General features: G+C 69.9%; 28 protein-coding genes. 9 read left to right on the top strand and 19 right to left on the bottom strand.

The genetic code is table 11. The features are described from left to right. Window positions 1–23: 23 nt before the first annotated feature. From ACFHVL_RS01175 to ACFHVL_RS01190, 4 genes are all read right to left on the bottom strand, one after another. Complete coding sequence (locus tag ACFHVL_RS01175) at window positions 24–920, bottom strand: RNA methyltransferase (RefSeq protein ID WP_416624750.1); 897 nt, start codon at window positions 918–920, stop codon at window positions 24–26. A 97-nt stretch (window positions 921–1,017) separates the two neighbouring features. Further along, window positions 1,018–1,851, bottom strand: coding sequence for a phytanoyl-CoA dioxygenase family protein (locus ACFHVL_RS01180; RefSeq protein WP_416624752.1), 834 nt, complete (start codon window positions 1,849–1,851; stop codon window positions 1,018–1,020). A gap of 277 nt (window positions 1,852–2,128) precedes the next feature. Further along, window positions 2,129–2,377 (bottom strand): hypothetical protein, encoded by a 249-nt coding sequence (locus ACFHVL_RS01185; RefSeq protein ID WP_416624754.1) that lies wholly within the window; start codon window positions 2,375–2,377, stop codon window positions 2,129–2,131. A 42-nt stretch (window positions 2,378–2,419) separates the two neighbouring features. Beyond that, a complete protein-coding gene (locus ACFHVL_RS01190; RefSeq protein WP_416624756.1) occupies window positions 2,420–2,569 on the bottom strand; it encodes a hypothetical protein in 150 nt (49 codons plus the stop codon). 93 nt (window positions 2,570–2,662) lie between these two features. On the opposite strand from ACFHVL_RS01190, the gene ACFHVL_RS01195 reads away from it, so the two are divergent. After that, window positions 2,663–2,950, top strand: a complete 288-nt coding sequence (locus ACFHVL_RS01195; RefSeq protein ID WP_416624758.1) for a hypothetical protein — start codon at window positions 2,663–2,665, stop codon at window positions 2,948–2,950. Window positions 2,951–3,008: 58 nt separating this feature from the next. Here ACFHVL_RS01195 and ACFHVL_RS01200 read toward each other — a convergent pair whose 3' ends face one another. Together ACFHVL_RS01200 and ACFHVL_RS01205 are read right to left on the bottom strand one after the other, a co-directional pair. Continuing rightward, entirely contained in the window at window positions 3,009–3,626 is a 618-nt protein-coding gene (locus tag ACFHVL_RS01200; RefSeq protein WP_416624760.1) for a hypothetical protein, read from the bottom strand. A 60-nt stretch (window positions 3,627–3,686) separates the two neighbouring features. After that, window positions 3,687–4,460, bottom strand: coding sequence for a hypothetical protein (locus ACFHVL_RS01205; protein WP_416624762.1), 774 nt, complete (start codon window positions 4,458–4,460; stop codon window positions 3,687–3,689). Between the two features lie 99 nt (window positions 4,461–4,559). Here ACFHVL_RS01205 and ACFHVL_RS01210 point away from each other — a divergent pair, with 99 nt between their 5' ends. Together ACFHVL_RS01210 and ACFHVL_RS01215 are read left to right on the top strand one after the other, a co-directional pair. Beyond that, entirely contained in the window at window positions 4,560–5,759 is a 1,200-nt protein-coding gene (locus ACFHVL_RS01210; RefSeq protein WP_416624764.1) for a DNA recombination protein RmuC, read from the top strand. Between the two features lie 192 nt (window positions 5,760–5,951). Beyond that, window positions 5,952–9,209 (top strand): S8 family serine peptidase, encoded by a 3,258-nt coding sequence (locus ACFHVL_RS01215; protein WP_416624765.1) that lies wholly within the window; start codon window positions 5,952–5,954, stop codon window positions 9,207–9,209. A gap of 68 nt (window positions 9,210–9,277) precedes the next feature. Here the strand turns inward: ACFHVL_RS01215 and ACFHVL_RS01220 are convergent, their stop codons facing one another. Next, window positions 9,278–9,745, bottom strand: a complete 468-nt coding sequence (locus ACFHVL_RS01220; protein WP_416624767.1) for a hypothetical protein — start codon at window positions 9,743–9,745, stop codon at window positions 9,278–9,280. Between the two features lie 5 nt (window positions 9,746–9,750). Beyond that, window positions 9,751–10,758 carry a 4-hydroxy-3-methylbut-2-enyl diphosphate reductase gene (locus ACFHVL_RS01225; RefSeq protein ID WP_416624769.1) on the bottom strand — a complete coding sequence of 336 codons (1,008 nt, stop codon included), beginning with the start codon at window positions 10,756–10,758 and terminating at the stop codon, window positions 9,751–9,753. A gap of 145 nt (window positions 10,759–10,903) precedes the next feature. Here ACFHVL_RS01225 and xseA point away from each other — a divergent pair, with 145 nt between their 5' ends. Both xseA and ACFHVL_RS01235 read left to right on the top strand, forming a co-directional pair. Continuing rightward, complete coding sequence (gene xseA, locus ACFHVL_RS01230; protein WP_416624771.1) at window positions 10,904–12,160, top strand: exodeoxyribonuclease VII large subunit; 1,257 nt, start codon at window positions 10,904–10,906, stop codon at window positions 12,158–12,160. Between the two features lie 29 nt (window positions 12,161–12,189). Next, complete coding sequence (locus ACFHVL_RS01235) at window positions 12,190–12,441, top strand: exodeoxyribonuclease VII small subunit (RefSeq protein ID WP_416624773.1); 252 nt, start codon at window positions 12,190–12,192, stop codon at window positions 12,439–12,441. A gap of 279 nt (window positions 12,442–12,720) precedes the next feature. Here the strand turns inward: ACFHVL_RS01235 and hpxZ are convergent, their stop codons facing one another. The 5 genes from hpxZ to ACFHVL_RS01260 form a co-directional block, all read right to left on the bottom strand. Then, window positions 12,721–13,200 carry an oxalurate catabolism protein HpxZ gene (gene hpxZ, locus ACFHVL_RS01240; RefSeq protein ID WP_416624775.1) on the bottom strand — a complete coding sequence of 160 codons (480 nt, stop codon included), beginning with the start codon at window positions 13,198–13,200 and terminating at the stop codon, window positions 12,721–12,723. Beyond that, complete coding sequence (locus ACFHVL_RS01245) at window positions 13,187–13,903, bottom strand: cysteine hydrolase family protein (protein ID WP_416624777.1); 717 nt, start codon at window positions 13,901–13,903, stop codon at window positions 13,187–13,189. Before ACFHVL_RS01245 ends, hpxZ begins: the two co-directional genes overlap by 14 nt. 8 nt (window positions 13,904–13,911) lie before the next feature. Beyond that, window positions 13,912–14,601, bottom strand: a complete 690-nt coding sequence (locus tag ACFHVL_RS01250) for a cysteine hydrolase family protein (protein ID WP_416624778.1) — start codon at window positions 14,599–14,601, stop codon at window positions 13,912–13,914. Window positions 14,602–14,731: 130 nt separating this feature from the next. Beyond that, on the bottom strand, window positions 14,732–15,397 hold the full coding sequence (locus ACFHVL_RS01255) for a GntR family transcriptional regulator (RefSeq protein WP_416624779.1): 666 nt from the start codon (window positions 15,395–15,397) through the stop codon (window positions 14,732–14,734). A gap of 67 nt (window positions 15,398–15,464) precedes the next feature. Continuing rightward, entirely contained in the window at window positions 15,465–16,028 is a 564-nt protein-coding gene (locus ACFHVL_RS01260; RefSeq protein WP_416624781.1) for a DUF4245 domain-containing protein, read from the bottom strand. Between the two features lie 193 nt (window positions 16,029–16,221). On the opposite strand from ACFHVL_RS01260, the gene glpX reads away from it, so the two are divergent. Continuing rightward, window positions 16,222–17,253, top strand: coding sequence for a class II fructose-bisphosphatase (gene glpX / locus ACFHVL_RS01265; protein ID WP_416624783.1), 1,032 nt, complete (start codon window positions 16,222–16,224; stop codon window positions 17,251–17,253). A 36-nt stretch (window positions 17,254–17,289) separates the two neighbouring features. Here the strand turns inward: glpX and ACFHVL_RS01270 are convergent, their stop codons facing one another. The 6 genes from ACFHVL_RS01270 to ACFHVL_RS01295 all read right to left on the bottom strand — a co-directional run bounded on the left by ACFHVL_RS01270 (window position 17,290) and on the right by ACFHVL_RS01295 (window position 22,837). Further along, entirely contained in the window at window positions 17,290–18,258 is a 969-nt protein-coding gene (locus ACFHVL_RS01270) for an NAD(P)/FAD-dependent oxidoreductase (protein ID WP_416624785.1), read from the bottom strand. 172 nt (window positions 18,259–18,430) lie between these two features. Then, the gene (locus ACFHVL_RS01275) at window positions 18,431–19,069 is read right to left on the bottom strand and encodes a rhomboid family intramembrane serine protease (protein WP_416624787.1); all 639 of its coding nucleotides are present in this window, start codon (window positions 19,067–19,069) and stop codon (window positions 18,431–18,433) included. A 131-nt stretch (window positions 19,070–19,200) separates the two neighbouring features. After that, window positions 19,201–19,896, bottom strand: coding sequence for a transglycosylase SLT domain-containing protein (locus ACFHVL_RS01280; protein ID WP_416624789.1), 696 nt, complete (start codon window positions 19,894–19,896; stop codon window positions 19,201–19,203). A 290-nt stretch (window positions 19,897–20,186) separates the two neighbouring features. Further along, window positions 20,187–21,632 carry a PhoH family protein gene (locus ACFHVL_RS01285; RefSeq protein WP_416624791.1) on the bottom strand — a complete coding sequence of 482 codons (1,446 nt, stop codon included), beginning with the start codon at window positions 21,630–21,632 and terminating at the stop codon, window positions 20,187–20,189. A 481-nt stretch (window positions 21,633–22,113) separates the two neighbouring features. Then, window positions 22,114–22,470, bottom strand: a complete 357-nt coding sequence (locus ACFHVL_RS01290; RefSeq protein ID WP_416624793.1) for a hypothetical protein — start codon at window positions 22,468–22,470, stop codon at window positions 22,114–22,116. A gap of 22 nt (window positions 22,471–22,492) precedes the next feature. After that, window positions 22,493–22,837, bottom strand: coding sequence for a hypothetical protein (locus tag ACFHVL_RS01295; RefSeq protein WP_416624795.1), 345 nt, complete (start codon window positions 22,835–22,837; stop codon window positions 22,493–22,495). Window positions 22,838–23,102: 265 nt separating this feature from the next. Between ACFHVL_RS01295 and ACFHVL_RS01300 the strand changes: the two genes are divergently transcribed. The 3 genes from ACFHVL_RS01300 (at window position 23,103) to otsB (ending at window position 25,009) form a co-directional block, all read left to right on the top strand. Beyond that, window positions 23,103–23,543 carry an XRE family transcriptional regulator gene (locus ACFHVL_RS01300; RefSeq protein WP_416624796.1) on the top strand — a complete coding sequence of 147 codons (441 nt, stop codon included), beginning with the start codon at window positions 23,103–23,105 and terminating at the stop codon, window positions 23,541–23,543. Between the two features lie 188 nt (window positions 23,544–23,731). Further along, window positions 23,732–24,082, top strand: a complete 351-nt coding sequence (locus ACFHVL_RS01305) for a hypothetical protein (protein ID WP_416624798.1) — start codon at window positions 23,732–23,734, stop codon at window positions 24,080–24,082. Between the two features lie 102 nt (window positions 24,083–24,184). After that, window positions 24,185–25,009, top strand: coding sequence for a trehalose-phosphatase (otsB, locus tag ACFHVL_RS01310; RefSeq protein ID WP_416624799.1), 825 nt, complete (start codon window positions 24,185–24,187; stop codon window positions 25,007–25,009). The last annotated feature ends 7 nt before the right edge of the window (window positions 25,010–25,016 follow it).

A 25,016-nucleotide genomic window follows, 5' to 3' on the forward strand; every position in this document is an offset into this window, starting at 1 on the left:
CGCGATCGATGCCGACTGACACATCAGCACAAGAATCGATCAGCAGGGCGTTGGCCTGGACAGCCATCGGGCTCGCCGCCACCGGCGGAGCCGTCCTGGCCGCCGCGGTGCCGCTGGCGTGCCGATTCGTACAGCACGACAGTCGCGGCGGTCGCCGCGTTCAGGGAGCTGGCGGACCCGAAAATGGGGATCCGGACGAGCTGGTCGCATGCCTCGCGCCAGCCGGAGCTGAGGCCGGTGGTCTCGTTGCCGATCAACGCCAGGGTGGGTTGTGTGAAGTCGTATTCGGCGGCGTCCAGGATGCCGCGCTCATCGGTTCCCATGATGCTCAGGCCGATGCCGCCGGCGCGGACGTCAGCGACCCAGGATAGAACGGCCTGGTGGGAGGGCACCCGGACCACGGGCAAGGCGAACAGCGAGCCGGTGCTCGCCCGGACCGCCTTCGGGTCGTACACGTCGGCGGCGTGGCCGGTGATGATGACACCGTCGGCGCCGAAGGCGTCCGCCGACCGAACGAGGGTCCCGATGTTGCCGGGGCTGGTGGGCCGATCGAACACGACGGTGAGCATGGTCGGACCGACCGGGATACGGCGCAGGTTGTCCTCCGGCAGCGCGACGACGACCAGCAGCTCTGGAACTGTGTCTGCCTTACCTCCCAGTTCGTGCATCAGTTCGCGGGAAACGGCGATCTTCTCGGCCCGGACTGTGTCCATGGCTTCCCGCGCCCAGTCGGACAGCTGAGCGCTGGTGTCGTAGAGCAGCTCCCGGATCTGCCAGCCGTGTTCGACGGCCATGGTGATCGGGCGCACGCCCTGCACGAGGAACTCGCCGCGCCGCTGCCGCTTGGTCCGATTGCCAAGGACAGCTTTCCACTGCTGGAACCGCGCATTGCGGCCACTCACTCGCAGAACCACTACCAAACCCCGCCTCCGACGCACCTAGCCGGCCCAGGCCCTGCCTGCCACACTCACCGGCCTCCGGCTCCCCGAGGTTCCGACAAGACCCTCGGCCAGGCACTCACGAATGGACGGGACATGTCGCCCCGGCGCCGCGGTCGGTGCCGTCCCCGTCCGGACCGAGGGCGTCCTGTCCGAGACCCTGACGGATCGCGATCTCTACAGGCGAGTACGCGCCGTCGGTCCGCTCCAGTTCGTACGGTGCAGCTGGCATCAGCGGGGGTTGGGCCATGAAGCGGGGCCGCGCCCCGTGGTGCGGTTGCGCCGCGTGCACCAGGAACGGGTGGCACAGGAAGACGTCGCCCGGAGATCCGGTGGCGAGGGCGAGCGGCCGGTGCTCGGACGCCGCCACCAGGTCGGGCGCAAGGACCAGTCCACTCGCTCCGTCCTCCCCGTACTTCTCCAGCACCTTCGGCACGTCGAGGTGTGAGCCGACCCGGATCCGGGTCGGGGCGTCCTTCTCACCGACCTCGCTGAACAGGAACAGCATCAGCAGCGCCCGGCCCCGGGAGCGCACATTGGTGAAATACCAGCTCTCGCCCTCCGGCAGATAGCTGCCCTCGATGTGCCAGCCCGCGTCGTCCGGCTCCTCTTCGTGCGGGAAGCGCAGCGGGAACGTACCCAGCGAGTAGCGCGGCTCCCAGCGTCCCGCACCGACGAGCAGGTCGTACGCGTGATGGAGGAACGGGGAGTTGGGAGCGGCGGCGAACGGCCCCTGCGCCATGCCGGGCACCCAGTGCACGGGCTGCGTCCACGTCGCTGAATCGTCCGGGTCGCAGCCTGTCTCCCGCCACAGCAGCCGCGCGCAGTCCGCTGCCACGCGCGGCGCGACGGCGCCCTTCAGCTTCACGAAGCCGTCGCGAAGAAAGCGGGATACCAACGTCGTGTCATCCATGCACACCATCGTGCGGCGGCACCGGTCTCGACCACCCGACAATTTCCGCGCCGCTTTTGTCGGGTGCCCGCCGGTGCGCGGCGACCAAGGTTGACGTCGGATGGAGGCTCGATGATCTCGGCACCCGTCTGACCGTCGAAGGGAGCGATCACGCGCGAATCGCTCTGCCGTCGACTCCGCAGTGAGTGGCGGGGTTCGCGTGGTGGTGAGCAGCAGCCCTGGCGGTGGCTCCGTGTCCGGGCAGCCGAGGGTCGGCGGCCTCCGACCAGGGCATCGTTCAGCGGCGGCCGGTAGCCAGGGCGACGAGATACTGTCCGCCGCCTGGGTCGACACTCGCGGTCACCGGCAGTCCGGGCACCAGCCTGGAGAACCGGTCGACCAACCAGTCCGCTGCCTGCTGGGCGTCCTTCCTGCTTGGACAGCGGGCGACCAGCTCGCGGCCTCCCTTGCGTTCGAGCCGCTCAGCGACGGCGATCAGCGGCGCGGGCTCCACCACGCGCAGCCGGTCCGGCCAGGCGATGACCACCTTGACCGCGCCCTTGCGGGAGTTGCAGGACCGATGCGCGAGTCACTCGGCGACCTTGGCCTTCCGGTCGGCGGTACGGCTGTCGACGCTGGGACCACGCGGGTCGTTCACCGACATGTCGGCGTCGACCGGCTCGTCGCACACCCAGCACCGCCAGTTGTCCCGACCAGCGACGTCATCGAGGAGACTCATCCGAGCAAACTAGCCTGTCGGCCCGTGGCCGTTCGCGTTCCGGGGCAGTTGTCGGGGCACGGACGAGCCCAGTCCGGGATATCCTTGGCGCATATGGCTACCTATCGCAGCGCCTCAGTCCTCCTCTCCTCCGACGGCACCAGGACCCCCGGCACTGCCGCGCTCTTCGCCGAACCCGCCCGCAAGGGTGGGACCCCGCCGTGGGCAGGCGACTTCCGGCCCGCCAACAGCGCCGGCAACGGCCCCAAGAACGCGGTCGGGAGGACCTTCACCTTGGAGTTGCCCGACGGCAGCACCGGCAAGGTCGTGGTCCAGGGCGTCAAGAGCGGGAAGGGCGGCGTCGTGCTGGCGTTGATGGGCGAGGACGCACCACCCTTCTGACCTGCTGCCTACGCATGAGTAGTGCCACCTAGGCCCGCACCGCCCGTCTCTGGTCGGGTCACCAGCCGCGTAGGAAGCGCAGGCCGAGCAGGAACGCGACCACGGACGGGCCGAGGAGCAGGGTCACCGCCTGCAGCCGGTACGGGATCCGGTGCCGGCCGAGCTCCAACGCGTTGGCGAGGACCGCGACGGCGGCGAGCATCATGAACCCGCCCCACCAGCCGGTGTCCCCGAAGTCGACCAGCCCGGTGGTGATCAGCAGGAAGGTGACGCCGAGGCCGGCGCCGACCAGTGCGAGCGATGCGACCGTGCGGTGCAGGCCCCGGCCGAGTGGATGATCTGCCCGCCATTGGTAGGTGCCGGCGACGGCCAGGCACGGCAGCGCGATCATCACCGGCCAGCCGACGCCCATCCAGCCGAGCATGAGCAGCGTGCCGACGGTGAAGACCAGTGCGCCGGTGCCGGCGATCACGTACCCGCCGAAGGCCCGCCCGCCGCCTCTGGCCAGCAAGGGTCCGCCGCAGGCGGCGATCAGCGCGCCGGGCACCAGGATGAAGCCGGCCCACCAGTGGAACCGCCCGGTGGACTGGGCGGCCGCGGTCACCATGGCGGTGGCCAGGGCCGCCGAGCCGAGCCCGGCGAGCCACCCGGTCTGAGTCTGTCGCTGGATATCCACAGCGACGACTCTGCCGGTTGGCTCACCGACGCACCATCAGGCCAGCCCTACCATCCGGGGTCAGAAATCGCCGAAGCCACCGAAGTCCCCGCCACCGAAATCGCCGCCGCCGAAGTCCTCGCCGCCACCGGAGAAGTCCTCGCCGCCACCGAAGTCCTCGCCACCGGAGACGTCCTCACCGCCACCGGCGTCTTCCGCCCCGGTGGCCTGCCCCGCGTCGTAGCCGGGGTCGCCGAACGCCGGGGAGAACAGCGCGCTGAAGATCAGCATGCCGCCGATCGCGCCGGCCGCTCCGGCCAGGGCCGGCTTCCACAGCGGCTGGGAGTACCAGCCGGCCGGCACCGGCCGGCCCTGGTGGTAGCCGCCCGGGTAGTAGTGCGGGGTCTGCGGGCCGGGGTTGGGGCCGGCACGGAACGTCTCGCCCTGCACGTTGACCTCGCGCTCCTTGGTGAGCTGCCCGGCGCCACGGGCGGCGGCCAGCGCCGGCAGCTCCGGGCCGGGGTCGATGCCGAGCGCCACCCGGGCAGCCCGGACGTAGGCCAGGCCTTCGAGGGCGGTCTCCCGGGCCAGCTCGAACTGCTTGGTGCTCCGAGCCTGCTCCAGCTGTGAACCGGCGGCGTTGTACCGCTCGCCGGCATCGAGCAGGGCCTGCTTGACGGCCGGCTCGTCACCGTGCAGGTTCATCACCTGACCGCCGAGCCGCTCATACCAGCGCTGCGCCTCGGCCCGCGCGTCGGCCAGCGCGCGCTCCTTACGGGCGGTGCTCTCCCGCTGCCACCAGAGCACGCCGCCGGCGAGCAGCGCCATCAACACCAGGAGCAAAAGGAAATCCATGGCTGAACGGTAGCTGGCCTGATCCACCACCGGCCACCACCGGGAGCCGACACCGGGCGGTCGGCGGGCGTCGGCGGGCGGTCGGCGTACCTGTTTGACATGCTTCCGGGCGTGGATGTCGCGACGGTGGCAGTGGTGGTCGTCTGTCTGGGTTGTGGTGGGGCGCTGGGGTGGTTCGCCGCACGGGCCCGGTCGGCGACCCAGATCGCGCGTCTCGATGCCGTGCTGCGCGCCACCCGCGACGGTGAGGGGCGGCTGGAGCAGTCGATGCGGGCGTTGTCGTACGAGGCGACCGCCCAGTCGCAGGAGGCGGTCTCCCGGGCGGTGGCACCGCTGCATGACGCGCTGCGCCGGTACGAGCAGCGGGTCGCCGAGTTGGAGCACGACCGGGTCGACTCGTACGCGGAGCTGCGTGAACAGGTACGGGCGATGACGGCGGTCTCCGGCGAGTTGCGTACCGAGACCAAGCAGTTGGTCGCGGCACTGCGCGCCCCGCAGGTTCGTGGTCGGTGGGGTGAGCACCAGCTGCGCCGCGTCGTCGAGGCCGCCGGCATGCTGGAGCACTGCGACTTCGCCGAGCAGGTGACCGCGGCGACCGATCAGCAGGTGGTCCGACCCGACCTGGTGGTACGGCTACATGGCGGGCGCAGCGTGGTGGTGGACGCCAAGGCACCGTTCGACGCGTACCTGTCGGCGATGGAGGCGCGCGACGAACGCACCCGGGATCAGCACCTGGACAACCACGGCCGGCATCTGCGGGCACATGTGGACGCGTTGGCCGGCAAGCGGTACTGGTCGGCGTTTGCGCAGACGCCGGAGTTCGTCGTGTTGTTCGTGCCGGCTGACCCGTTTCTGGACGCCGCGTTGCAGCGGGATCCGACGTTGCTGGAGCACGCGTTCAGCCGGGACATCGTGCTGGCCACGCCGGCGACGCTGGTGGCGTTGCTGCGTACGGTGGCGTATTCGTGGCGGCAGGAGGCGCTGGCCCGCAACGCGGTTGCGGTGCATTCGTTGGCCCAGGAGTTGTACGGACGGCTGGGAACACTGGGCGAGCACGTGACGAAGTTGGGCAGTTCGCTGGGCGGGGCGGTCACCGCGTACAACCGGGCGGTGGGTTCGCTGGAGGCCCGGGTCCTGGTCAGCGCGCGCAAGCTGGCCGATCTGGGTGTTTCCGACACGAAGCTGGCGACGCCGCCGCAGGTCGAGGTGGCGCCCCGGCAGGTGCAGGCCCCGGAGTTGGAGTTGCCGTCGCTGGGCGCGGATACGACGCATCGGACACGTCCCGAGTGGACCGGTTGAGCGGGAAATCCTGCGATTGACTTCACTCATTGCAGGCAATTCACTACAGCTGCGCCATCTATTCACGATGATGTATGTCACGGGCTGGTCACAACGCTGAGAGAAGTAGTGACAGCGATCGGCCGAAGCACAAAGGATGCGGTCACACGTGTCCTGCACCCAGGGCCCAGTTCTTCCGGAGGAAGAGAAAACGTGAGTAAACCCCGCATCTGGAGACGGCGAACCTCCGCCGCGCTCCTGGCTTCCGTCATGGTGGCCGGCGCCGTGACGCTGACGGGCGGTGTCTCCACCGCGAGCGCCAATCCGTCGACCAATGCCGACGTACTGAAGGACACCCCTACCGATACGTTGGGGTCGAACGACCTGGACCTGCTCGCCGAGGCCCAGGCCAAGAGCGAGCAGAGCGTGACGCTGCTGGTCGCCACCGACGAAGGCCAGGCTCCGAAGGTCGCCGCGGAGCTGGAGAAGCTCGGCGGTGTCATCGGCAACCAGGTCGACGAGGTCGGTTATGTGCGGGCCCGAGTCCCGACCGGCAACGTGATCAAGGCGTCGAAGATCCCCGGCGTCGCCGCGATGGACCTCAACGAGACCATCCAGCTGCCGGATCCCACGCCGGAGAGCCAGGCCGCTGCTTCCTCCGTCTCGACCGAGGCGACCGGCCCCGGGCCGGACACCGAGGCGGCCAACCCGTACATGCCGACGAACGAGACCGGCGCGGTCTCGTTCAAGAAGAGCCACCCCCGCTGGGACGGCCGCAACGTACTCGTCGGCATCATGGACTCCGGCATCGACCTGGACCACCCGGCGTTGATGACCACCACCACCGGTGAGCGCAAGATCGTCGACTGGGTCACCCCGATCGACCCGGTGTACGAGAACGACGGCAGCTGGCGGCCGATGCTGACCGGCGTCAGCGGCCCGAGCTTCAGCTACGCCGGGGTGACCTGGTCCGCCCCCGCCGGCACCTTCAAGATCAACCTGTTCGCGGAGAACATCACCGTCGGCGGCGCCGCCAACGGCGACGTCAACCGCGACGGCGACACCACCGACCGCTTCGGGGTGCTCTACGACCCGGCCACCGGTGACATCCGCATCGACACCAACCAGAACTTCGACTTCAACGACGACCCGCTGATGCGCCCGTACAACGAGCGCTTCGACATCGGACACTTCGGTGCGGACAACCCCGCCACGGCGATCTCCGAGCAGGTGCCGTTCGTCGTCGAGTACCGCACCGGCGTCGACACCACGCCGGTCGGCGGCCCTGGTCTCGTCGACTACGTCAACATCGGTCTGATCTCCTCGTCGCACGGCACGCACGTGGCGGGCATCGTCGCCGCCAACGACATGCTGGGCAACACGGAGTTCGACGGCGCGGCGCCCGGCGCCAAGCTGGTCTCCTCCCGGGCCTGCACCTTCGCCGGCGGCTGCACTGCGGCTGCGCTCACCGACGGCATGATCGACCTGGTGATCACCCGGGGCGTCGACATCATCAACATGTCGATCGGTGGCCTGCCGGCGCTCAACGACGGCAACAACGCCCGCGCGCGGCTCTACAACACCCTGATCGACGAGTACGGCGTGCAGATGTTCATCTCGGCCGGCAACTCCGGGCCGGGTACCAACACGATCGGTGACCCGTCGGTTGCGTCCAGCGTGGTCAGCGTCGGAGCGAACATCAGCAAGGACACCTGGCTGGCCAACTACGGCTCCGAAGTGAACAAGACCAAGGCGATGTTCAACTTCTCCTCCCGCGGCCCGGCCGAAGACGGCGGATTCAAGCCGAACATCAGCGCGCCCGGCTCGGCCATCTCGACGATCGCCAGCTACGAGCCGGGCGGTCCGGTCGCCGAAGCCGGCTATCCGCTGCCGCCGGGCTACGGCATGTACAACGGCACCTCGATGGCGGCCCCGCAGGCCACCGGCGCCATCGCGCTGGTCCTGTCCGGAGCGAAGGCCAACAACCTGGAGTTCAGCACCGCGCAGCTGCGTCGGGCGATCTACAGCGGTGCCCGGTGGATGAACAACGTACCCGCCCACGAGCAGGGCAACGGCATGCTGCACGTCGCGGACACCTGGAAGCTGCTGCGTGAGGGTGTGGAGACCGCCGAGTACAGCGTCGACGCTCCGGTCTGCACCCCGATCTCGGAGTTCCTGGCCACCCCGCACCGGGGCACCGGGGTCTACAACCGGTGCGCGGCCGAAGACGGCGGTCACCGGCCCGGGCAGACCAAGGTCTACCCGGTCACCATCACCCGGACCACCGGCCCGGCCAACAACGTGCTGCACCGGTTGAACTGGGTCGGCAACGACGGCACCTTCACCGCCCCCAGCCAGGTCAACCTGCCGCTGAACCAGGCGGTCACCATCAACGTACGAGCCACCCCGGCCAGCGGGGTACGCAGCGCCATCCTGCGGGTGGACAACCCGTTCACCTCGACGGTGGACTTCGAGTTCATGAACGCGGTCGTGGCCTCGAACGCGACGACCAGCCCGGACTACGAGTTCACCGCCTCCGGTCGGGTCGCCCGCAACGGCTTCACCTCGTACTTCGTCACCGTGCCGGAAGGCGCGACGGCGCTGCAGGTGAACCTGTCCCGGATCGCCGAGGGCTCGCAGACCCGATTCCTCGCGATCAACCCGTACGGCGTGCCGTTGGAGAGCGGCAGCAGCCTGATCTGCTTCAGCAACTTCTCCGACCCGAACGTCTGCAAGCCGGACGAGCGGGACTACCAGAACCCGCTGCCGGGCGTCTGGGAGATCGAGGTCGAGTCGCGGCGCACCTCGCCGCTGCTGCAGAACCCGTTCACCCTGACCGCCCGGGTGCAGGGCGCGTCGGTCGACCCGGCCAGCACCGTGCTGGAAGACGTCACGCCCGGCGAGGCCACCCCGGTGAGCTGGGAGATCAGCAACACGTTCGGCCCGGTCCTGGTCTCCGGTCAGGGCGGCTCGCTCGGCTCGTCGAACAGCGAGCGGCCGACCATCGCCGACCTTGAGGTACAGACCTTCCAGGTGACGGTTCCGGCTGGGGCGACCCGGCTCTTCACGAAGATCGGCAACACCAGCGATCTCGGTGCCGACCTGGACCTGTTCGTCTACCGAAACGGGGCGCTGGTCGCCTACAACGCCGACGGTGACTCCGAGGAGCAGGTGACCATCGACAACCCGGTCCCGGGTGTGTACGACATCGAGGTCGAAGGGTATTCCGTACCCGCCGGCACGACCGAGTACGACTACCTGGACGTGTTCTACTCGACCGGGCTGGGCACCATCGCGGTCACTCCGGGCACCGTCGACCTGGCCAACGGCGCCAGCGCGACGGTCACCGGCAGTGTCACGGTCGACGCCGCTCCGGCCGCCGGCCGGGAGCTCTTCGGCGAGATGCTGGTCGTCACCAGCGAAGGTGCGGTCATCGGGCGCGGCGGCGTCCTGGTCAGCTCGGTGAGCTGACCCGTCCGTCCCAACCAGCACGAAAGTGGGCCCACCCCGTCGGGGTGGGCCCACTTTCGTGCTCGGTGTCAGGCCGGCTCGACCCGCTGCACCTTGAACGGGATGCCCTGCTGGCAGGTGGTCATCAGGTCAGCCTGGACGTGGCCGGTGACGGTCACCCGGGCACCGGCTCGCACCAGGTCCGGCGACCCGCCGAGCAGCAGGTAGCCGTCGAGCAGGAAACAGTTGTTCTCCACCCCGGCCTGGACCGTGCCGCTCAACGTCATCGGCCGCGACGACGTGCCCGGACCACCGGGCGTACCGCCGGGGGGAACGGACGGCAGATCCTCCGGCGGACCCGGGGTCTGCGCCGGTGGAGTCGGGGTCATCGCGGATCCTCCGCTCGGGGATGGCGCCGCTGACGGGGTCGTGACGACCGTCGCGGTCGATGTCGGCTCGGTGGGGTCGGGCTCGGTGGAAGACTCTGCGGGGCCGCAGGCCGGCAGCAACACCAGGCAGGCCAACAGCAGCGGTACGCCGATCCGAGTCGCTCTCATACGATCTAGGACGCGGCCGCGTGTGCGTCCGTTCCCGCCGCCGCAGCCTTCATGTCCCGACGAAGCTCGGACGGCAGGGAGAAGGTGATCGTCTCCTCGACCGTGGTGACCGGCTCCACGTCGGCGAAGCCGCGCTCGGCGAGGTGGTCGACGACCTGGAAGACCAGCTCGTCGGGGACGCTCGCGCCGGAGGTCAACCCGATCGTGGTCGCCCCGGCCAACCAGGCGTCGTCGATCTCACTGGCGAAATCGATCAGGTGACCGGCGCGGGCACCCGCACCGAGAGCCACTTCGACCAGGCGGACCGAGTTGGACGAGTTGCGGGAGCCGACCACCAGCACCACGTCGCAGTCAGGGGCGATCTGCTTGATCACCTGTTGCCGGTTCGACGTGGCGTAGCAGATGTCGTCGCTGGGTGGCGACTGCAGCATCGGCAGCCGACGCTTGAGCCGGGCCACCGTCTCCATGGTCTCGTCCACCGACAGCGTGGTCTGTGACAGCCAGACGACCTTCTCCGGGTCCCGTACGGTGATCTTGTCGGCGTCGGCCGGGCCGTCGACCAGCTGGATGTGCGCTGGCGCCTCACCGGCGGTACCGACGACCTCCTCGTGGCCCTCGTGGCCGATCAGCAGGATGTCGTAGTCCTGGGCGGCGAACCGGCGGGCCTCCTGGTGCACCTTGGTCACCAGCGGGCAGGTCGCGTCGATCGCTTTGAGCGAACGCTCGCGGGCCTGCTCGTGCACCTCCGGCGCCACGCCGTGCGCGGAGAACACCACGATCGCGCCGTGCGGGACCTCTTCGTTCTCCTCGACGAAGATCGCACCCTTGGCTTCCAACGTCGAGACGACGTGTTTGTTGTGCACGATCTGCTTGCGCACGTAGACCGGGGCGCCGTACAACTTCAGCGCCTCCTCGACGGTCTGCACCGCCCGGTCCACCCCGGCGCAGTAGCCCCGGGGGTTGGCCAGCAGCACCCGCTTGCGTCGGACCGGATTCGCCTCAAGCTCGCTCACCTGCCCGAGTCTACGTGCCGCCGGCCCGGCCGGCAGGGCGCCGGGCGTCCCTGGCGTCAGCGTCCCCGGCGTCCGCGTTCCCGGTGCCGCGAGGCCAGCGGCAGGGCGCGCCGACGCTGTCACCGCCCGCCCGTACCCTGGCCGGATGACCGACGCCGAGACGACGCCGCGCAGTACGGCGGAGGAGCCGTGGCCGGTCCGCGTGGTCAGCCAGAAGATCAGCGCCTGGATCGGCCGGCTCGGCTGGGTGTGGGTCGACGGACAGGTCGCCCAGATCAGTCGGCGGCCCGGTGCGACCACGGTGTTCCTGACCCTGCGCGACCCGTCGGCCGATCTGAGTTTGACCGTTACGACCAACCGGGACGTGCTCGACAGCGGTGCACCGGAGCTGACCGACGGTGCCCGGGTGGTGCTGCGGGCCAAGCCGGAGTTCTACCCGGCCCGGGGCACGCTGAGCCTGCGCGCCGACGAGATCCGCCAGGTGGGTCTCGGTGAGCTGCTGGCCCGGCTGGAGAAGCTGAAGCGGCTGCTGGCCGCCGAAGGGCTGTTCGAGCGGTCCCGCAAGCGTCGTCCGCCGTTCCTGCCGCAGCGGATCGGGCTGGTCACCGGCCGGGCGTCGGCCGCCGAGCGTGACGTGCTGACCAACGCCCGCCGCCGCTGGCCGGCCGTCGACTTCCGGGTGGTCAACGTGGCCGTGCAGGGCCCCGGCGCGGTCCCGCAGATGCTCGACGCGCTCGCCGTGCTCGACGCCGATCCGTCGATCGACGTGATCGTCATCGCCCGGGGTGGAGGCGGGGTGGAGGATCTGCTGCCCTTCTCCGACGAGGCGTTGTGCCGGGCGGTGTTCGGCTGCCGTACGCCGGTGGTCAGTGCGATCGGCCACGAGACGGACACGCCGCTGCTGGACTACGTCGCCGATGTACGTGCCTCCACGCCGACCGATGCCGCCAAGCGGCTGGTGCCGGATCTGGCCGAGGAGCGGCGGCTGATCGCTTTGGCCCGGCACCGGCTGGACCGGGCGGTGCTCGGCATGCTCGACCGGGAGGCGCACCGGCTGGAGATGGTCCGGTCCCGGCCGGTGCTGGCCCGCCCGCAGGTGCTGCTCGACGGGCGGGCCGGCGAGGTCGACGCGCTGCGCGACCGGGCCACCCGCTGCCTGACCCACCGGCTCGCCGCCGGCACGGCGGAGCTGGGGCACACCCTGGCCCGGCTGCGGGCGTTGTCGCCGGCGGCGACCCTGGACCGGGGGTACGCCATCGTGCAGGACTCCGCCGGCCGGGTGGTCCGAGCCCCCGACGACGTGGCCGCCGGTGACCCGCTGCGGCTACGGCTCGCCGGCGGCGACCTCGCCGCGGTCGCGGCGGACGGCGACCTCGCCGCGGTCGCGGCCGAACAGTCCTGACCTTGACCTGACGGAGAAAGGCCCACCTGATGAGCCAGAAGAAGGCTGCCGCGAACGACGCCCCCGAAGCACCGGCGGCGACCGACCCGTTGAGCTACGAACAGGCCCGCGCCGAGCTGGCCTCGGTGGTGGAGCGGCTGGAGTCCGGCGGTACGTCGTTGGAGGAGTCGTTGGCGCTGTGGGAGCGCGGCGAGCAGCTGGCCGGCATCTGCCAGCGCTGGCTCGACGGTGCCCGCCAGCGGCTCGACGCCGCCCGTCAGTCCCGCCCGGCCGAGGCTTGATCTCCTCACCGGAAGGGGTCCGCATGGCCGACGTCGAGCCCGACGTTCACTCCGGCAGACAGATCGACGAGGGCACGCGACCCGACTCGACGGGCCGATCCGATCGGCCAGCTACGCGCTGGCACCGTACTGCTGCTGGCCGCCGAATCAGACGAGTCTCGGCTCGGATACCGAGGCTTCGTCCCGCGCTTCGAGCCCGCCGAGCTGCGGTTGCTCGGCACCCCGGCGACCAGGCAGCACACCAGCCAGGAATCGCGACAACCCGGGTGATGATTTGTCTCATTTGTCGGTCGAAAGGTGCGAGATCGTCGCGGCCCGGGACACGGGCGGGTTCGCGGCGCTTGCTGCTTCGGAGACGTGGGCGCTGACGATGCGCCAGCCGGCGGGGCCGCGTACCCAGGTCTGCGACTGCCGGCCGACGACGGTGCCGCCGGGATAGTCGAACCGGCAGGTGACCACGGCGAAGTCGGTGCCGAACGTGGTCGTCACCACGTCGGACAGCCGGCGCCCGGGCGGCAACGGCGGCTGGGCCGCCCGCCACCGCCGCTGCTCGTCGATGCCGTACTGGTGGTCGGCGACGCCGAAGCGAACCACCTGCTCCGACGACCAGAACCAGCCGATGATCGCCGCGACGTCGTTGTCCACCAGGGCCTGCTCGTAGTCGGCGAACGCGGCGTTCACCTCGGCGAGCGCCTCCGGCCGGTTCACCTCGGCGAGCGCCTCCGGCCGGTTCACCTCCACCGCGTCACCGGCTTCCACCGCGCCGTTCACCGCCGCCGGCCGACGGGGTGAGGGCGGCGAGCAGGTCGGCCGATTCGGCCACCCAGCCGAAGATGCCGCCCTGCGCGGCGATCATCGCCAACCCGACGGCGTGAAACTGCGGAAAGTACGACCCGACGCAATCGGCGAGCACCAGGCACTCGTAGCCACGGTCGTTGGCCTCGCGCACCGTCGTGTGCACACACACCTCGGTGGTGACCCCGGTGACCAGCAGGCTGGTGATCGACCGCTCGCCGAGCAGCCCGTCCAGGTCGGTGGCGTAGAAGGCGCCCTTGCCCGGCTTGTCGATCACCGGCTCGTCGGCCGTCGGCGCGAGTTCGTCGACGATGTCGTGGCCGTACTCGCCGCGGATCAGGATCCGGCCGTTCGGGCCGGGGTCGCCGATCCGCCGGCTCGGCGCCCCACGCTGCAGCTTGGCCGGCGGACAGTCGGACAGGTCCGGCAGGTGGCCTTCCCGGGTGTGCACGACGGTCAGGCCGATCGCGCGGGCGGCGGCGAGCACCCCGCGTAGTGGGGCGATGGTCCGGCGCAGCAGAGTGACGTCGTTGCCGAGGCTTTCGCCGAAACCCCCCGGCTCCAGGAAGTCGCGCTGCATGTCGATGACGAGCAGCGCGGTCGTGGCCGGCTCGAAGGTGTACGCGGACGGCCTCGCCGGTACCCGTACCAGTTGTTCCTGCGCCACGGGCCGGTTCACCGCTCGGTCGCCGCGATGACGTCGTCGGCGGTGGCGACCGCGCCGAACACCCCGCCCTGCATGGTGACCATGTGCAGCGCGGCGCTGTGGTTGGCCGGGTCGGTGGCGCCGGTGCAGTCGGACAGGATCAGGCACTCGTAGCCCCGGTCGTTCGCCTCGCGCATCGTCGTGTGCACGCAGACGTCGGTGGTGATCCCGGTGAGGATCAGATGCGTGATCCCATGGGTACGCAGGACCAGGTCCAGGTTGGTGGCGTAGAAGGCACCCTTGCCCGGCTTGTCGACGATGACCTCGCCGGGCACCGGCGCGACCTCGGGGACGATCTCCCACCCCGGCTCGCCCTTGATCAGGATTCGGCCGCACGGGCCGGCGCCGCCGATCTCGGCGCCGATGCGGGCCGAGCGCCACCGCTTGTTGGCCGGCAGGTCGGACAGGTCCGGGGCGTGGCCTTCGCGGGTGTGCACCACCAGCATGCCGAGGGAGCGGACGTGCTCCAGCAGCCGGGCGGTGGCCGGCAGACCGGCCCGGGTGAGGCCGATGTCATAGCCCATGCTCTGCACGTAGCCGCCGGGGCCGCAGAAGTCGGTCTGCCAGTCGATGCAGAGCAGCGCGGTGCGCTCGACCGGCGCGGCTCCGTCGTACGGCCAGGGGTAGGGGTCTGCCTTGACCGGACCGATGCGGACCATCATGCCTCCTTCGCCAGTACAGTCGATTGTCGACCGAATTGTTTCCGGAAGCATGTTCCCTGGTAACGGCCGTGTGACGTGATCTGCGGCGGCGCCTCGCACCCGCGACCGTCAACGGCACTCGGCGGGCTCAGCCGAGATAGGTACGGGCTCCGTGGTCGGCCAGCCCGCGCAGCACCACCGCCGGATCACCCGCCTCGATCGCGGCCAGCAGCCGCTCGTGCCGGTGCACCCCGTCGACCGGCTGTGCCACCTCGGCTTCCCGCCGCAGGTTGATCGCCATGTACAGCTGCAGCTTGACCAGGATCGACTCGTAGACGGCGGTCAGCTGCTGGTTGCCGGCCAGGCCGACCAGCTCGACGTGGAACCGCCGGTGCGCCTCGGCGATCCGCAGCCGGTCCCCGACCGCCGTGGCCAGCCGCATCTGGTCGATCGCGGCACGCAGCCCCCCCGGCGCGCTGTCCCGGCGCACCGGCAGCGCGGCCTCCACCGCGTACCGCTCCAGGACGTCGCGCACCGCGTACAGCTCCTGCACGTCGCGGTCGGACAGGGTCGCCACCCGCACGCCACGGCGTGGTACGTGCTCGACCAGGCCCTGCTGGGCGAGCAGCCGCAGCGCCTCGCGCAGCGGGGCCCGGCTGATGCCGAGCCGCCGGGTCAGATGCTCCTCTACGAGCCGTTCCCCCGGGTCGGTCTTGCCGCTGAGGATCTCGCGACGCAGCCGCCGGACGGCCAGCTCCACCAGGCTGAGGCTCTCCAGCTCACCATCCACCGACGATGCGGCCACGTCGCTCACCCTGTTGAGTCTGCCACCCGTGCCGGGCAAGCGGATTCCCGCCCGGCGAGCGGTGCCGACGAACCGCTCAGTTGGCGGAGAGCGCGGCCGCCATCGCTGTCAGTTCGGCCTCCGGCGCGCTGCCCACCACCAGCACGCTGCGCTGCGGAGCCAGCCACACCAACGCGCGCTCGCCGGGCCGCGCCGCGTACCACTGCCAGGTCGTCGCCCCGACCTCGACGCTGCCCTGCGGCTGCGCGGTCGAGGTCAGCTCGGCCACCAGCAGTTGCGGCGCGGGTCGCGCGCTCTGCACCACCTGCAGCGTGCCGCCGTCCGGTGTGACATAGCCGACTCGCAGGGTCGGCCCGTCCGGTCCGGCCGGCCGGTAGACGGCCCGGACCGCGGTCCAGCCCGGCCCGAGCCCGACGGGCTCCGACACCGGCAGCTCACCGGCGGCGCGGGCCTGCTCGTACGCCGGACCCGGGTCGATCTCCACCGGGTCGTTGCCGCCAAGAAACACCTGGTAGACGCCGAACACCAGCAAGATCGGCACCAGCAGTACGGCGAGCGACAGCACCATGTCCTTCGGTGAGCGGGCCAACCGGCTGCTGCCCGTGGGCGGCGCCTGCGCTGCGGAGTCGGCTGCTTGCATGAATCCATCCTCGCAGCCCACGGCGGTCCCACGCGCTGGACCCAGCACCGACCCGCGACGATCGGCGGGCCGGCCGACGTGCCAGGATCGGCAGCAGAGCTGACGGCTCCGGCACCCGGTTGCCTGACTGGGACCTACGGACGTGATCCGACCGCCGGCTCTGCGCCCCGCACCGTCGCGAGGAGGAGTAACCATGACCGGTCCACTGACCCGCAAGCCGCAGGATCTCGACCGCAACCTGGCCCTGGAACTGGTCCGGGTCACCGAAGCCGCCGCGATGGCCGCCGGCCGGTGGGTCGGCCGAGGCGACAAGGAAGGCGGCGACGGCGCTGCGGTCGACGCAATGCGCAAGCTGATCAACTCGATCCAGATGCGTGGCGTAGTCGTCATCGGCGAGGGTGAGAAGGACAACGCCCCGATGCTGTTCAACGGCGAGCAGGTGGGCGACGGCACCGGCGCGGAGGTCGACGTCGCCGTCGACCCGGTCGACGGCACCACGCTGATGAGCAAGGGAATGCCGAACGCCCTCGCGGTGCTGGCGGTGGCCGAACGGGGCGCGATGTTCGATCCGAGTGCCGTGTTCTACATGGAGAAGCTCGCCGTCGGCCCGGACTGCGCCGACGTCATCGACATCGAGGCCGGGGTACGGGAGAACCTGCGCCGGATCGCGAAGGTCAAGAAGTCCAGCGTCTCCGACGTGACGGTGAGTGTCCTGGACCGTCCCCGGCACGCCGAGTTGGTACGGGAGATCCGTGACGCCGGTGCCCGGATCCGGTTTCTCTCCGACGGCGACATCGCCAGCGCGATCTCGGCGGCCAGGGAGGAATCCGACATCGACGTGCTGATGGGTATCGGCGGCACCCCGGAAGGGATCATCGCGGCCTGCGCGCTGAAGTGCATGGGCGGGGCCATCCAGACCAAGCTCTGGCCGCGCGACGACGCCGAGCGGGCCAAGGCGCTGGCCGCCGGCCACGACCTGGATCGGGTGCTGGGCACCAACGAGCTGGTCACCGGTGACAACTGCTTCTTCGTCGGCACCGGCGTCACCTCCGGCGACCTGCTGCGCGGGGTGCGCTACCGCTCGGGTGGCGCGTACACGCAGTCGATCGTGATGCGCTCGAAGAGCGGCACCATCCGGGTCATCGACTCGTATCACCGGCTGGAGAAGCTGGCGCTCTACTCGGCCGTGGACTTCGACGGCCGCCCCATCGCCGAGCTCCCCTGACCCGACCCTGATCTCCCAAGATCGCCGCGATCTTGGTCAGGGGACGTCGGAGGAGTGGCCGGGGAACAGGTGAGCGGCCGGGTCGATGATCACGGCCGCGTTGTTGACCGCGGTCGCCGCTTCACCGAAGCCGGTCGCAATCAACCGCACCTTTCCCGGGTACTCGCAGATGTCGCCGGCGGCGTAGACCCGGGGCTGGTTGGTGGCCATCGTGCTGTCCACCCAGATGTGCCGTTTGTCGAGGTCGAGGCCCCAGTCGAGCAGCGGCCCGAGATCGGCGGTGAAGCCGAGGGCCGCCACCACGGTGTCGGCGGGGACGGTCTGCGGCCCGCCGTCGCGGCCGGTGATGTCGACGCCGGTCACCCGGGTGGTGCCGTGTACCGCCGTCACCTCGGCGTTGACCACGATCCGGATCGGCAACTCCCGCACCCGGGCCACCGTCGCCGCGTGCGCCCGGAACCGCTCCCGGCGGTGCACCACGGTCACCGACCTGGCCAGCGGGTGCAGCGCGAGCGCCCAGTCGAAAGCCGAGTCACCGCCGCCCACGATCACCACGTCCTGCCCGGCCAGGTCCGCCAACCGGGGCACGAAGTAGACGATTCCGGCACCGGCGAAGTCGGCCGCGGCGGGCAATGGCCGCGGCGTGAAGCTGCCCATCCCGCCAGTGATCAGCACCGCGCCGCAGCTCAACCGTTCCCCGGTGGCCAGGCCGAGCACCGGAAGACCGTCGGCGTAGTCGAGCGTGTCGGCGCGTACCCCCAGCAGGTACTCGGGTCGGTACGGTGCGGCCTGCTGCACGAGGTTGGCGACCAGGTCACGACCCTTGATCATCGGGAACCCGGCCACGTCGAAGATCGCCTTTTCCGGGTACATCGCGGCGACCTGACCGCCCGGCTCCGGCAACGCGTCGACGATCGCCACCGACAGCCCCCGGAACCCCGCGTAGTAGCCGGCGAACAACCCCGTCGGCCCGGCGCCGACAATCGCGACGTCCACTGTGCGCATGCAACCACCGACACCTCTCACCGGCGGGATCCTCGTTGATCCCGCTCCCCACGAAGCTGGCCTCGCGACTCGCTGCTGAAGCTGGCCTCGCGGCTCACTTCGACGCTAGAGGCAGCGGCACGACCCGGCAACCGCGTCCCACCTGGGCGGACGCCTCGCCGGTGGTCGGCGCTCAGGGCATGGTCAGCGGATCTGTCTCGTACGGGTCGTAGCTGCGCCGCCGCCGGAACAGGATCGCGGCGAGCACGCCGCCGACGAAGCCGAACAGGTGACCCTGCCACGAGATCAACGCGTCGGTGGGCAGGATGCCCACCAGTTGCCAGCCGTAGAGCAGCCCGACCAGCAGCACGACGCCGAGATTCCACCAGGTGCGCTCGACGATGCCGCGCATCAGGACCAGGCCGAGGTAGCCGAAGACCACTCCGCTGGCACCGACGACGACCGTGTTCGGAGAGCCGGTGAACCACACGCCGAGCCCGCTGACCAGGATGATCACCAGGGTCGAGTAGAGGAACCGCCGGACCCCGGCGGCGAGCACGAACGTGCCGAGCAGAATGAGCGGCACGCTGTTGCTGTAGAGGTGATCGAATCCGTGGTGCAGGAACGGGGCGAAGAAGACCCCGTCCAGCCCGTCGACCTGACGCGGGATGATTCCTGCGGAGTAGTCGAAGCCCGCGTTCAGCCAGACGTCGAGCGCCTCGATCACGAACAGCACCGGCACGGCGGCGCACATCGCGACGAATGCCCGACCGAGCGAGGCGTAGAACGCCTCGGAGCCGAACCGGTTCGGATCGCCACCGGCAGGTGACATGCCGTACGCCATCCTCAAGTAGCTATCAGGTCTGCGCAACCAGCGCCACCTGAGAACACGGAAGGGCGCGGAAAACGTGACCGGCGGCGTGGCCCTGCCCGGGCCACGCCGCCGCTGTCACCATGGCCGGATCAGTACCAGCCGGCGTTCTGTGATTGCTGCCACGCGCCACACGGCGTGCTGTAGCGGCTCTTGATATAACCGAGGCCCCACTTGATCTGGGTCGCCGGGTTGGTCTGCCAGTCGGCTCCGGCCCCAGACATCTTGTTGCCGGGCACCGCCTGCGGGATTCCGGTCGCACCGGAGGCAGCGTTGTAGGCCTTGTGGTTCCAGCCGCTCTCCTTGTTCCACAACTTGTTCAAGCAGGCGAACTGGTCCAGGCCCCAGCCCTGTTCCAGGGTGAGGGCGCAGCCGATCGCCCGGTTGCCACTGAACTCGTCGCAGGACGCCGGGATGGGACCGGTGTACGGCACTGTCGCTCCCGAAGCCGACTGCGCCTGCTGCTGTTGTTGCTGCTGTTGCTGCTGTTGCTGGGTCACCTGCTCGGCCCGCTTGACCTTGGCCGCCTCGGCCTTGGCGGTAGCGGTGGCCTTCTCTGCGGCTTCCCGTTCGGCCGTACGGCGCTGCACCGTCGCCCGCTGGTGCTCGGCACGGCGCTGGCGAAGCAGCTCCAGCTCCACCTGCTCCGTCTCGGCGGCCAGTCGGGCACTGCTGATGCGTTGCTGGGTTTCCCGGTCGCTTTCCAGGTAGAGCCCGCCAGCGACGCCTGTCACGAGCAGGCTGATGGCGAGGGCCCGGACACCGAACCGGCTCCACGGCCGACTCACGAAGTGGTCCCTTCGTCGGGGGCAAGGACACGGCGCGCACGGGCGTTCCGCGACGCGGTCGGTCTGAGCACGCCGTGAGCGCCCGACCGGATGGGTCGCGCGCCGACCTCCACGAACTCGGGCGGTCGGCGCGCCACCACCGGCGTCCAGACATCGGCCGCCGCCGGTGCGCGCGCTCGTCAACTACCATCGCGCACAGTGAGGCCAACGGGAAACACGTGGCCAGGTTTGTGATATTGGCCACGCCATTTTCCTGCCGGAAACGCTCCAAAACCCTCGGCAAGCTGCTCTCAGCGCGGGATGTCCTCCAGCAGATCGGTAACCATCTCGGCGATGGGAGAACGCTCCGATCGGTTAAGTGTGACGTGGGCGAACAGGGGATGTCCCTTCAGCGCTTCGATCACCGCCGTCACCCCGTCGTGCCGCCCCACCCGCAGGTTGTCACGCTGCGCGACGTCGTGGGTGAGCACCACCCGCGACCCCTGACCGATCCGGGACAACACGGTGAGCAGTACGTTGCGTTCGAGCGACTGCGCCTCGTCGACGATGACGAAGGCGTCGTGCAGGCTGCGCCCCCGAATGTGGGTCAACGGAAGCACCTCCAGCATGCCGCGGGCGAGCACCTCCTCCATCACGTTCTCGTGCACCACCGCGCCGAGGGTGTCGAAGACCGCCTGCGCCCAGGGCGACATCTTCTCCGACTCGGACCCGGGCAGGTATCCGAGCTCCTGACCACCGACCGCGTACAACGGGCGGAAGACGATCACCTTCTTGTGCCGGCGGCGCTCCATCACCGCTTCCAGACCGGCGCACAGGGCCAGCGCGGACTTGCCGGTGCCGGCCCGGCCACCCAGCGAGACGATTCCGATGGTCTCGTCGAGCAGCAGATCCAGGGCGATCCGTTGCTCCGCCGAGCGGCCCCGCAGGCCGAACGCCTCCCGGTCGCCGCGTACCAGCCGGACCGTCTTGTCGGCCATCACCCGGCCGAGCGCGGAGCCACCGCTGCCGTGCAACACCAGCCCGGTGTGGCAGGGCAGGCTGGCGGCCGCGTCCAGGTCGACGGCGTCCCCGCCGTACAGCTGCTTGACCTGTTCGTCGGTCGGCTCCAGCTCGGCCATCCCGGTCCAGGTCGGGTCGCTGGCCTGTCCGTGCCGGTACTCGTCGGCGGCCAGACCGACCGAGGCGGCCTTGACCCGCAACGGCATGTCCTTGCTGACCAGCACCACGTCCCGGCCGTCGGCACCCATGCTGAGCGCCACCGAGAGGATGCGGGTGTCGTTGGACTCGTTGCGGAAGCCCGGCGGCAGTACGTCGGTGTCCGCGTGGTTCAGCTCGACCCGCAGGGTGCCGCCGAGTTCGTTGGCCGGCACCGGCTGGTCGAGCCGGCCGTAGCGGACCCGCAGCTCGTCCAGCAGCCGCAGGGACTGCCGGGCGAACCAGCCGAGTTCCGGATGATGCCGTTTGCCCTCCAGTTCGGAGATGACCACCAACGGAATCACCACCTCGTGCGCGGCGAAGCGGTGGAACGCCCCCGGATCGGACAACAGCACCGAGGTGTCCAGCACGTACGCGCGGGTAGTGGTGGCGGGCTCCGGTTGGTCGCCGTCGGCGGACCGCGCGGCCGGCACGGATGCCGACGTGGCATCCTCCGTACGGCGTCGGATCCGGCTGCGGCTGGACGGGACGGTGGGGGTCGGGTCCTGATCGGCCCGAGGGGTGGTACGTCGACTCGTCACAGGCCTGCTCCGTCGGGCGTGCACCCGGTCCGCCCGCGTTCCGGCTCCACCGGGGCCCAGGAGCACGGGTCGGATGCGGAACCCATGCGAACAGCAGGTCCGGAGCGTCCGGCTGGCCTGGGATGACCCCAGACCATGCCTAGACGCTAGCCGCCCGAGCCTGCCCTCGGCTAGGCATCTTCGGCGATCTTCGGTACGGAGACCGGACGACGTGGTGACTGACAGCCGACCGGACCCACGCCGGAAATCCCGCCGTCACCGATCAGATGTATCCGCTGGTCCGGACACATCCGCCGATTGTCCAGCCCACGGGGGTGGCCGGCCGGGATGCGCACCCCCTGCACGCATCCCGGCCGGGAGAACTCCGACGCGGTGACGTCGGAGTTCCCGCGCGGTGTCGCGTCCGCCTCAACGCCGACGCCGCGCTCGGGAAAGTCTGAATCGTGGTCGGAAAGTCTCCGGACCCCAGGCCGGTCGACGTTCAGGGACGTGGCCCGGTCAGGACCTCCTTCGAGTGCCGGCCGCTGGCGGCCGACCCGACAAAGGCGGCACCGGTGTACGTGGTGCCCTGCCGGGCGGCGAGTTCGGCGCCGGCTGGGCGCTCCGGCGCGGCGGGGGTGGCCGGTGCCACTGGCGCCGCCGCCGGCAGCACCGCGGCGATCGCGGCCTGGGCGTCGCGACGCCGGTGGTTCCACGCCCCGCGGTCGCCGTCGAAGTACCCCTGGCGGTAGCCGAAGCGGTAGCCGATCCGGTAGCTGAGCTGGCCGTGCAGCCGACCGGCGGCATAGCTGGACGAGGCCAGCAGCAGCACCAGGAAGACCGCGAAGAACGGGCTCATCCAGTGGCCTCGATCCGTCTGATCATGTCTCCTCCGGCTCCAACGACGTCGTGTCGGCAGTGAGGAGCCGATCGATGTCGTCGGTCCGCACCTCTTCGACCAGTTCCACGCTGATCCGGCAGCCGCCGAGGACGACCTCCGCGGTCGACGCTCGCCGGATCTCGCCTCCGGCGTCGTACACCCGCACGCTCAACTCCGGGCAGCCCAGGTGCGACCGCCACGCGTTCCACTCGCCGCGGTCACCGACGTTGAACGACAGGTGGCGACACCCTCGGGCCAGATAGAGCCGCCATGGCGCGCTCAGCCCTGCGGCTACGGCGTCCGCGATCAGCCCGAAGGCCTGTGCGCGGGTGGCTAGCTCGGTCACCGCACCCTCTCCGTCACGCGCAAGCGACAACTCTACTCACTCAGCGTCTCAGTTCCGTGACACAGAGTAAAGCGTCACGCACAAGTGACAGCATCGTCTTTTCGGGTGATTAGCGTCACCTCGCTCAGAAATCTAGACTGCAGCCGTGCCACCCCTCACCACAAGGGAAGATTTCCCGACAGAGATTCACAAAGCTTTGTCACAGACGCAGTACAGACGACTTCCTGCCCCCAGGGCGAGTGGTGGTTCGCCGTACCGTCGGCCGGTGCCGGACAGCTCAGCCGGGCGGAAGATCGCCTTCGCCGCCTTCGTACGCAAGTCCCTCGCGGACGCACGAGCGGTCCGGGCCTGGACCGGTTCCGAGGTCTCCCGGCGGACCGGGGTGTCCCGACAGACCATCAACCGGTGGGTACGCGGCGAGTGGTCCAGCGACCCGGAGGCCGAGCGGGTGGTCGCCTTCTGCGAAGGACTCGACATCAATCCGACCGTGGCGTTCGGCGTGCTCGGCTGGGACCGGGCCACCAGCGCACGCCCGACCCCCATCGCCCCACCGATGGATCCGGACGTGGAGGCCCTGCTCCGACGCCTGGTCGACCCTAATGTTTCAGACGCGGAGAAGTTTCACATCCGGGAGACTATCCGGTATCTCGCCTATCGACCTCCACTCTTGGTCGAACCTCGCAAAGGGCCCAAGCGGGCAGGGTAGTTCTCAGATGGCGAAAGAAAGCCGATCAAGCAGCCCGATTCCGCCCCACATGCACGCTGAGTCACGATAACGTTCCTCTCCGTACTGCTTGGGCTCGTCGTCGGCGGGGGGACGGGACAAGGCCGGACACAGCCCTGCGGGCGCAGAAGGGAGGGTCGAAACCGATGACCCTCAAATGGTCGGCAGTGGTGATCGCGGCCGTCGCGATCACTACTTGCGGCACCACCAATACCGTGGTCGCCCTTCTCCGGGCCGGCGAGGTACCAGCGGTGGTGAACATGTTCGTCATCGCCGCCGCGGCCGTCGCCACCCTGGTAGCGGTCATCGCGCACCTCTACGACCGGCAACAGGGACGGCTGACCGCACTCACCGAATTCCTCATAGCGCGCCTCAATGAGGTCGACTCCAACGTCAGCGACCGAAACGCTGGCTTCGTCGAAGGCTATTTGCTCCGACAGGGCCAACAACAGGACGCCGCCGTCGTGCAATTTCCACCGCGGATGCACAGCCGGCGGCTGATGAGCGGCAGCGACGACTGACCGTCAGCGGTACGCGGACCGTAAGTGGTCGCGTCGGCGTACCCGAACGTTCATCCGCCCAGAGGTCTGGCACCTGGCCCCTCAACAGGTACTCTGGCGCCCGTGCGGCCGTTCGATGTAGGAAACCAGCGCTTGGCCCAACCGCTCACCGCGGAGCAGGCCTGGCGAGCCACCATCGATCGCGCCGACCGTTGCGTGCTGTTCTTCGATTTCGACGGCACACTCGCTCCGGTCGGCGACGATCCCACCTCGGTGCAACCAGCGCCCAAGGTGCTGGCGGCGATCGAGTCACTCGTCGGGGTGGTGCAGCGGATCGCGATCGTGTCCGCCCGCCCCGTCGACTTCCTTCGCACCCAGTTCGCGGCGGTCTCGGACGTCGACCTCTACGGGTTGTACGGGCTGGAGCACAGCCACGGCTCCGGGCCGACGGTCACCGAGCCCGCGGCGCTGCCCTGGGTGCCGGCGATGGAGGAGTTGGCCGAGCGGGCCCGCGCCGAGCTGCCGGCCGGTGCCCTGGTCGAGTTCAAACGACTCTCGGTGGCCCTGCACTACCGGACCGCGCCCGACCTGGCCGCAACGGTCGAAGCGTGGGGTCACGAACAGGCCGACCGGCTCGGGCTGACCGTCCAGGGCGGCCGCATGGTCATCGAGCTCAAGCCACCGGTCGCCCGGGACAAGGGCATGGTCATCGGCGAGGCGGTCGGCACCGCAGGCTGTGCCTGGTACTTCGGCGACGACGTCTCCGACATCAAGGCCTTCGCCGCGCTGCGGGCGCACGAGGCCGCCAACCCGGACTTCTTCGGCGTCTGCGTGGCGGTCGCCAACTCGGAGACCGGACACGACGTGTCGGCGGCCGCCGACCTGACCATCGACTCGCCGGAGGCCCTCGGCGACTTCCTCACCTCGGCCGTGCACGCCCTCGACTGACCCCCTG

Source organism: Micromonospora sp. LOL_023 (assembly GCF_048060115.1).
Taxonomy (GTDB): domain Bacteria; phylum Actinomycetota; class Actinomycetes; order Mycobacteriales; family Micromonosporaceae; genus Micromonospora_E.

Bases quoted from the DNA above. Each gene is read 5' to 3' on its own strand.
- ACFHVL_RS01180 (WP_416624752.1), bottom strand. From the start codon at position 1,851: ATGGATGACACGACGTTGGTATCCCGCTTTCTTCGCGACGGCTTCGTG.
- ACFHVL_RS01190 (WP_416624756.1), bottom strand. From the start codon at position 2,569: ATGAGTCTCCTCGATGACGTCGCTGGTCGGGACAACTGGCGGTGCTGG.
- ACFHVL_RS01195 (WP_416624758.1), top strand. From the start codon at position 2,663: ATGGCTACCTATCGCAGCGCCTCAGTCCTCCTCTCCTCCGACGGCACC.
- ACFHVL_RS01205 (WP_416624762.1), bottom strand. From the start codon at position 4,460: ATGGATTTCCTTTTGCTCCTGGTGTTGATGGCGCTGCTCGCCGGCGGC.
- ACFHVL_RS01210 (WP_416624764.1), top strand. From the start codon at position 4,560: ATGCTTCCGGGCGTGGATGTCGCGACGGTGGCAGTGGTGGTCGTCTGT.
- ACFHVL_RS01220 (WP_416624767.1), bottom strand. From the start codon at position 9,745: ATGAGAGCGACTCGGATCGGCGTACCGCTGCTGTTGGCCTGCCTGGTG.
- xseA (WP_416624771.1), top strand. From the start codon at position 10,904: ATGACCGACGCCGAGACGACGCCGCGCAGTACGGCGGAGGAGCCGTGG.
- ACFHVL_RS01235 (WP_416624773.1), top strand. From the start codon at position 12,190: ATGAGCCAGAAGAAGGCTGCCGCGAACGACGCCCCCGAAGCACCGGCG.
- ACFHVL_RS01250 (WP_416624778.1), bottom strand. From the start codon at position 14,601: ATGGTCCGCATCGGTCCGGTCAAGGCAGACCCCTACCCCTGGCCGTAC.
- ACFHVL_RS01260 (WP_416624781.1), bottom strand. From the start codon at position 16,028: ATGCAAGCAGCCGACTCCGCAGCGCAGGCGCCGCCCACGGGCAGCAGC.
- glpX (WP_416624783.1), top strand. From the start codon at position 16,222: ATGACCGGTCCACTGACCCGCAAGCCGCAGGATCTCGACCGCAACCTG.
- ACFHVL_RS01270 (WP_416624785.1), bottom strand. From the start codon at position 18,258: ATGCGCACAGTGGACGTCGCGATTGTCGGCGCCGGGCCGACGGGGTTG.
- ACFHVL_RS01275 (WP_416624787.1), bottom strand. From the start codon at position 19,069: ATGTCACCTGCCGGTGGCGATCCGAACCGGTTCGGCTCCGAGGCGTTC.
- ACFHVL_RS01290 (WP_416624793.1), bottom strand. From the start codon at position 22,470: ATGAGCCCGTTCTTCGCGGTCTTCCTGGTGCTGCTGCTGGCCTCGTCC.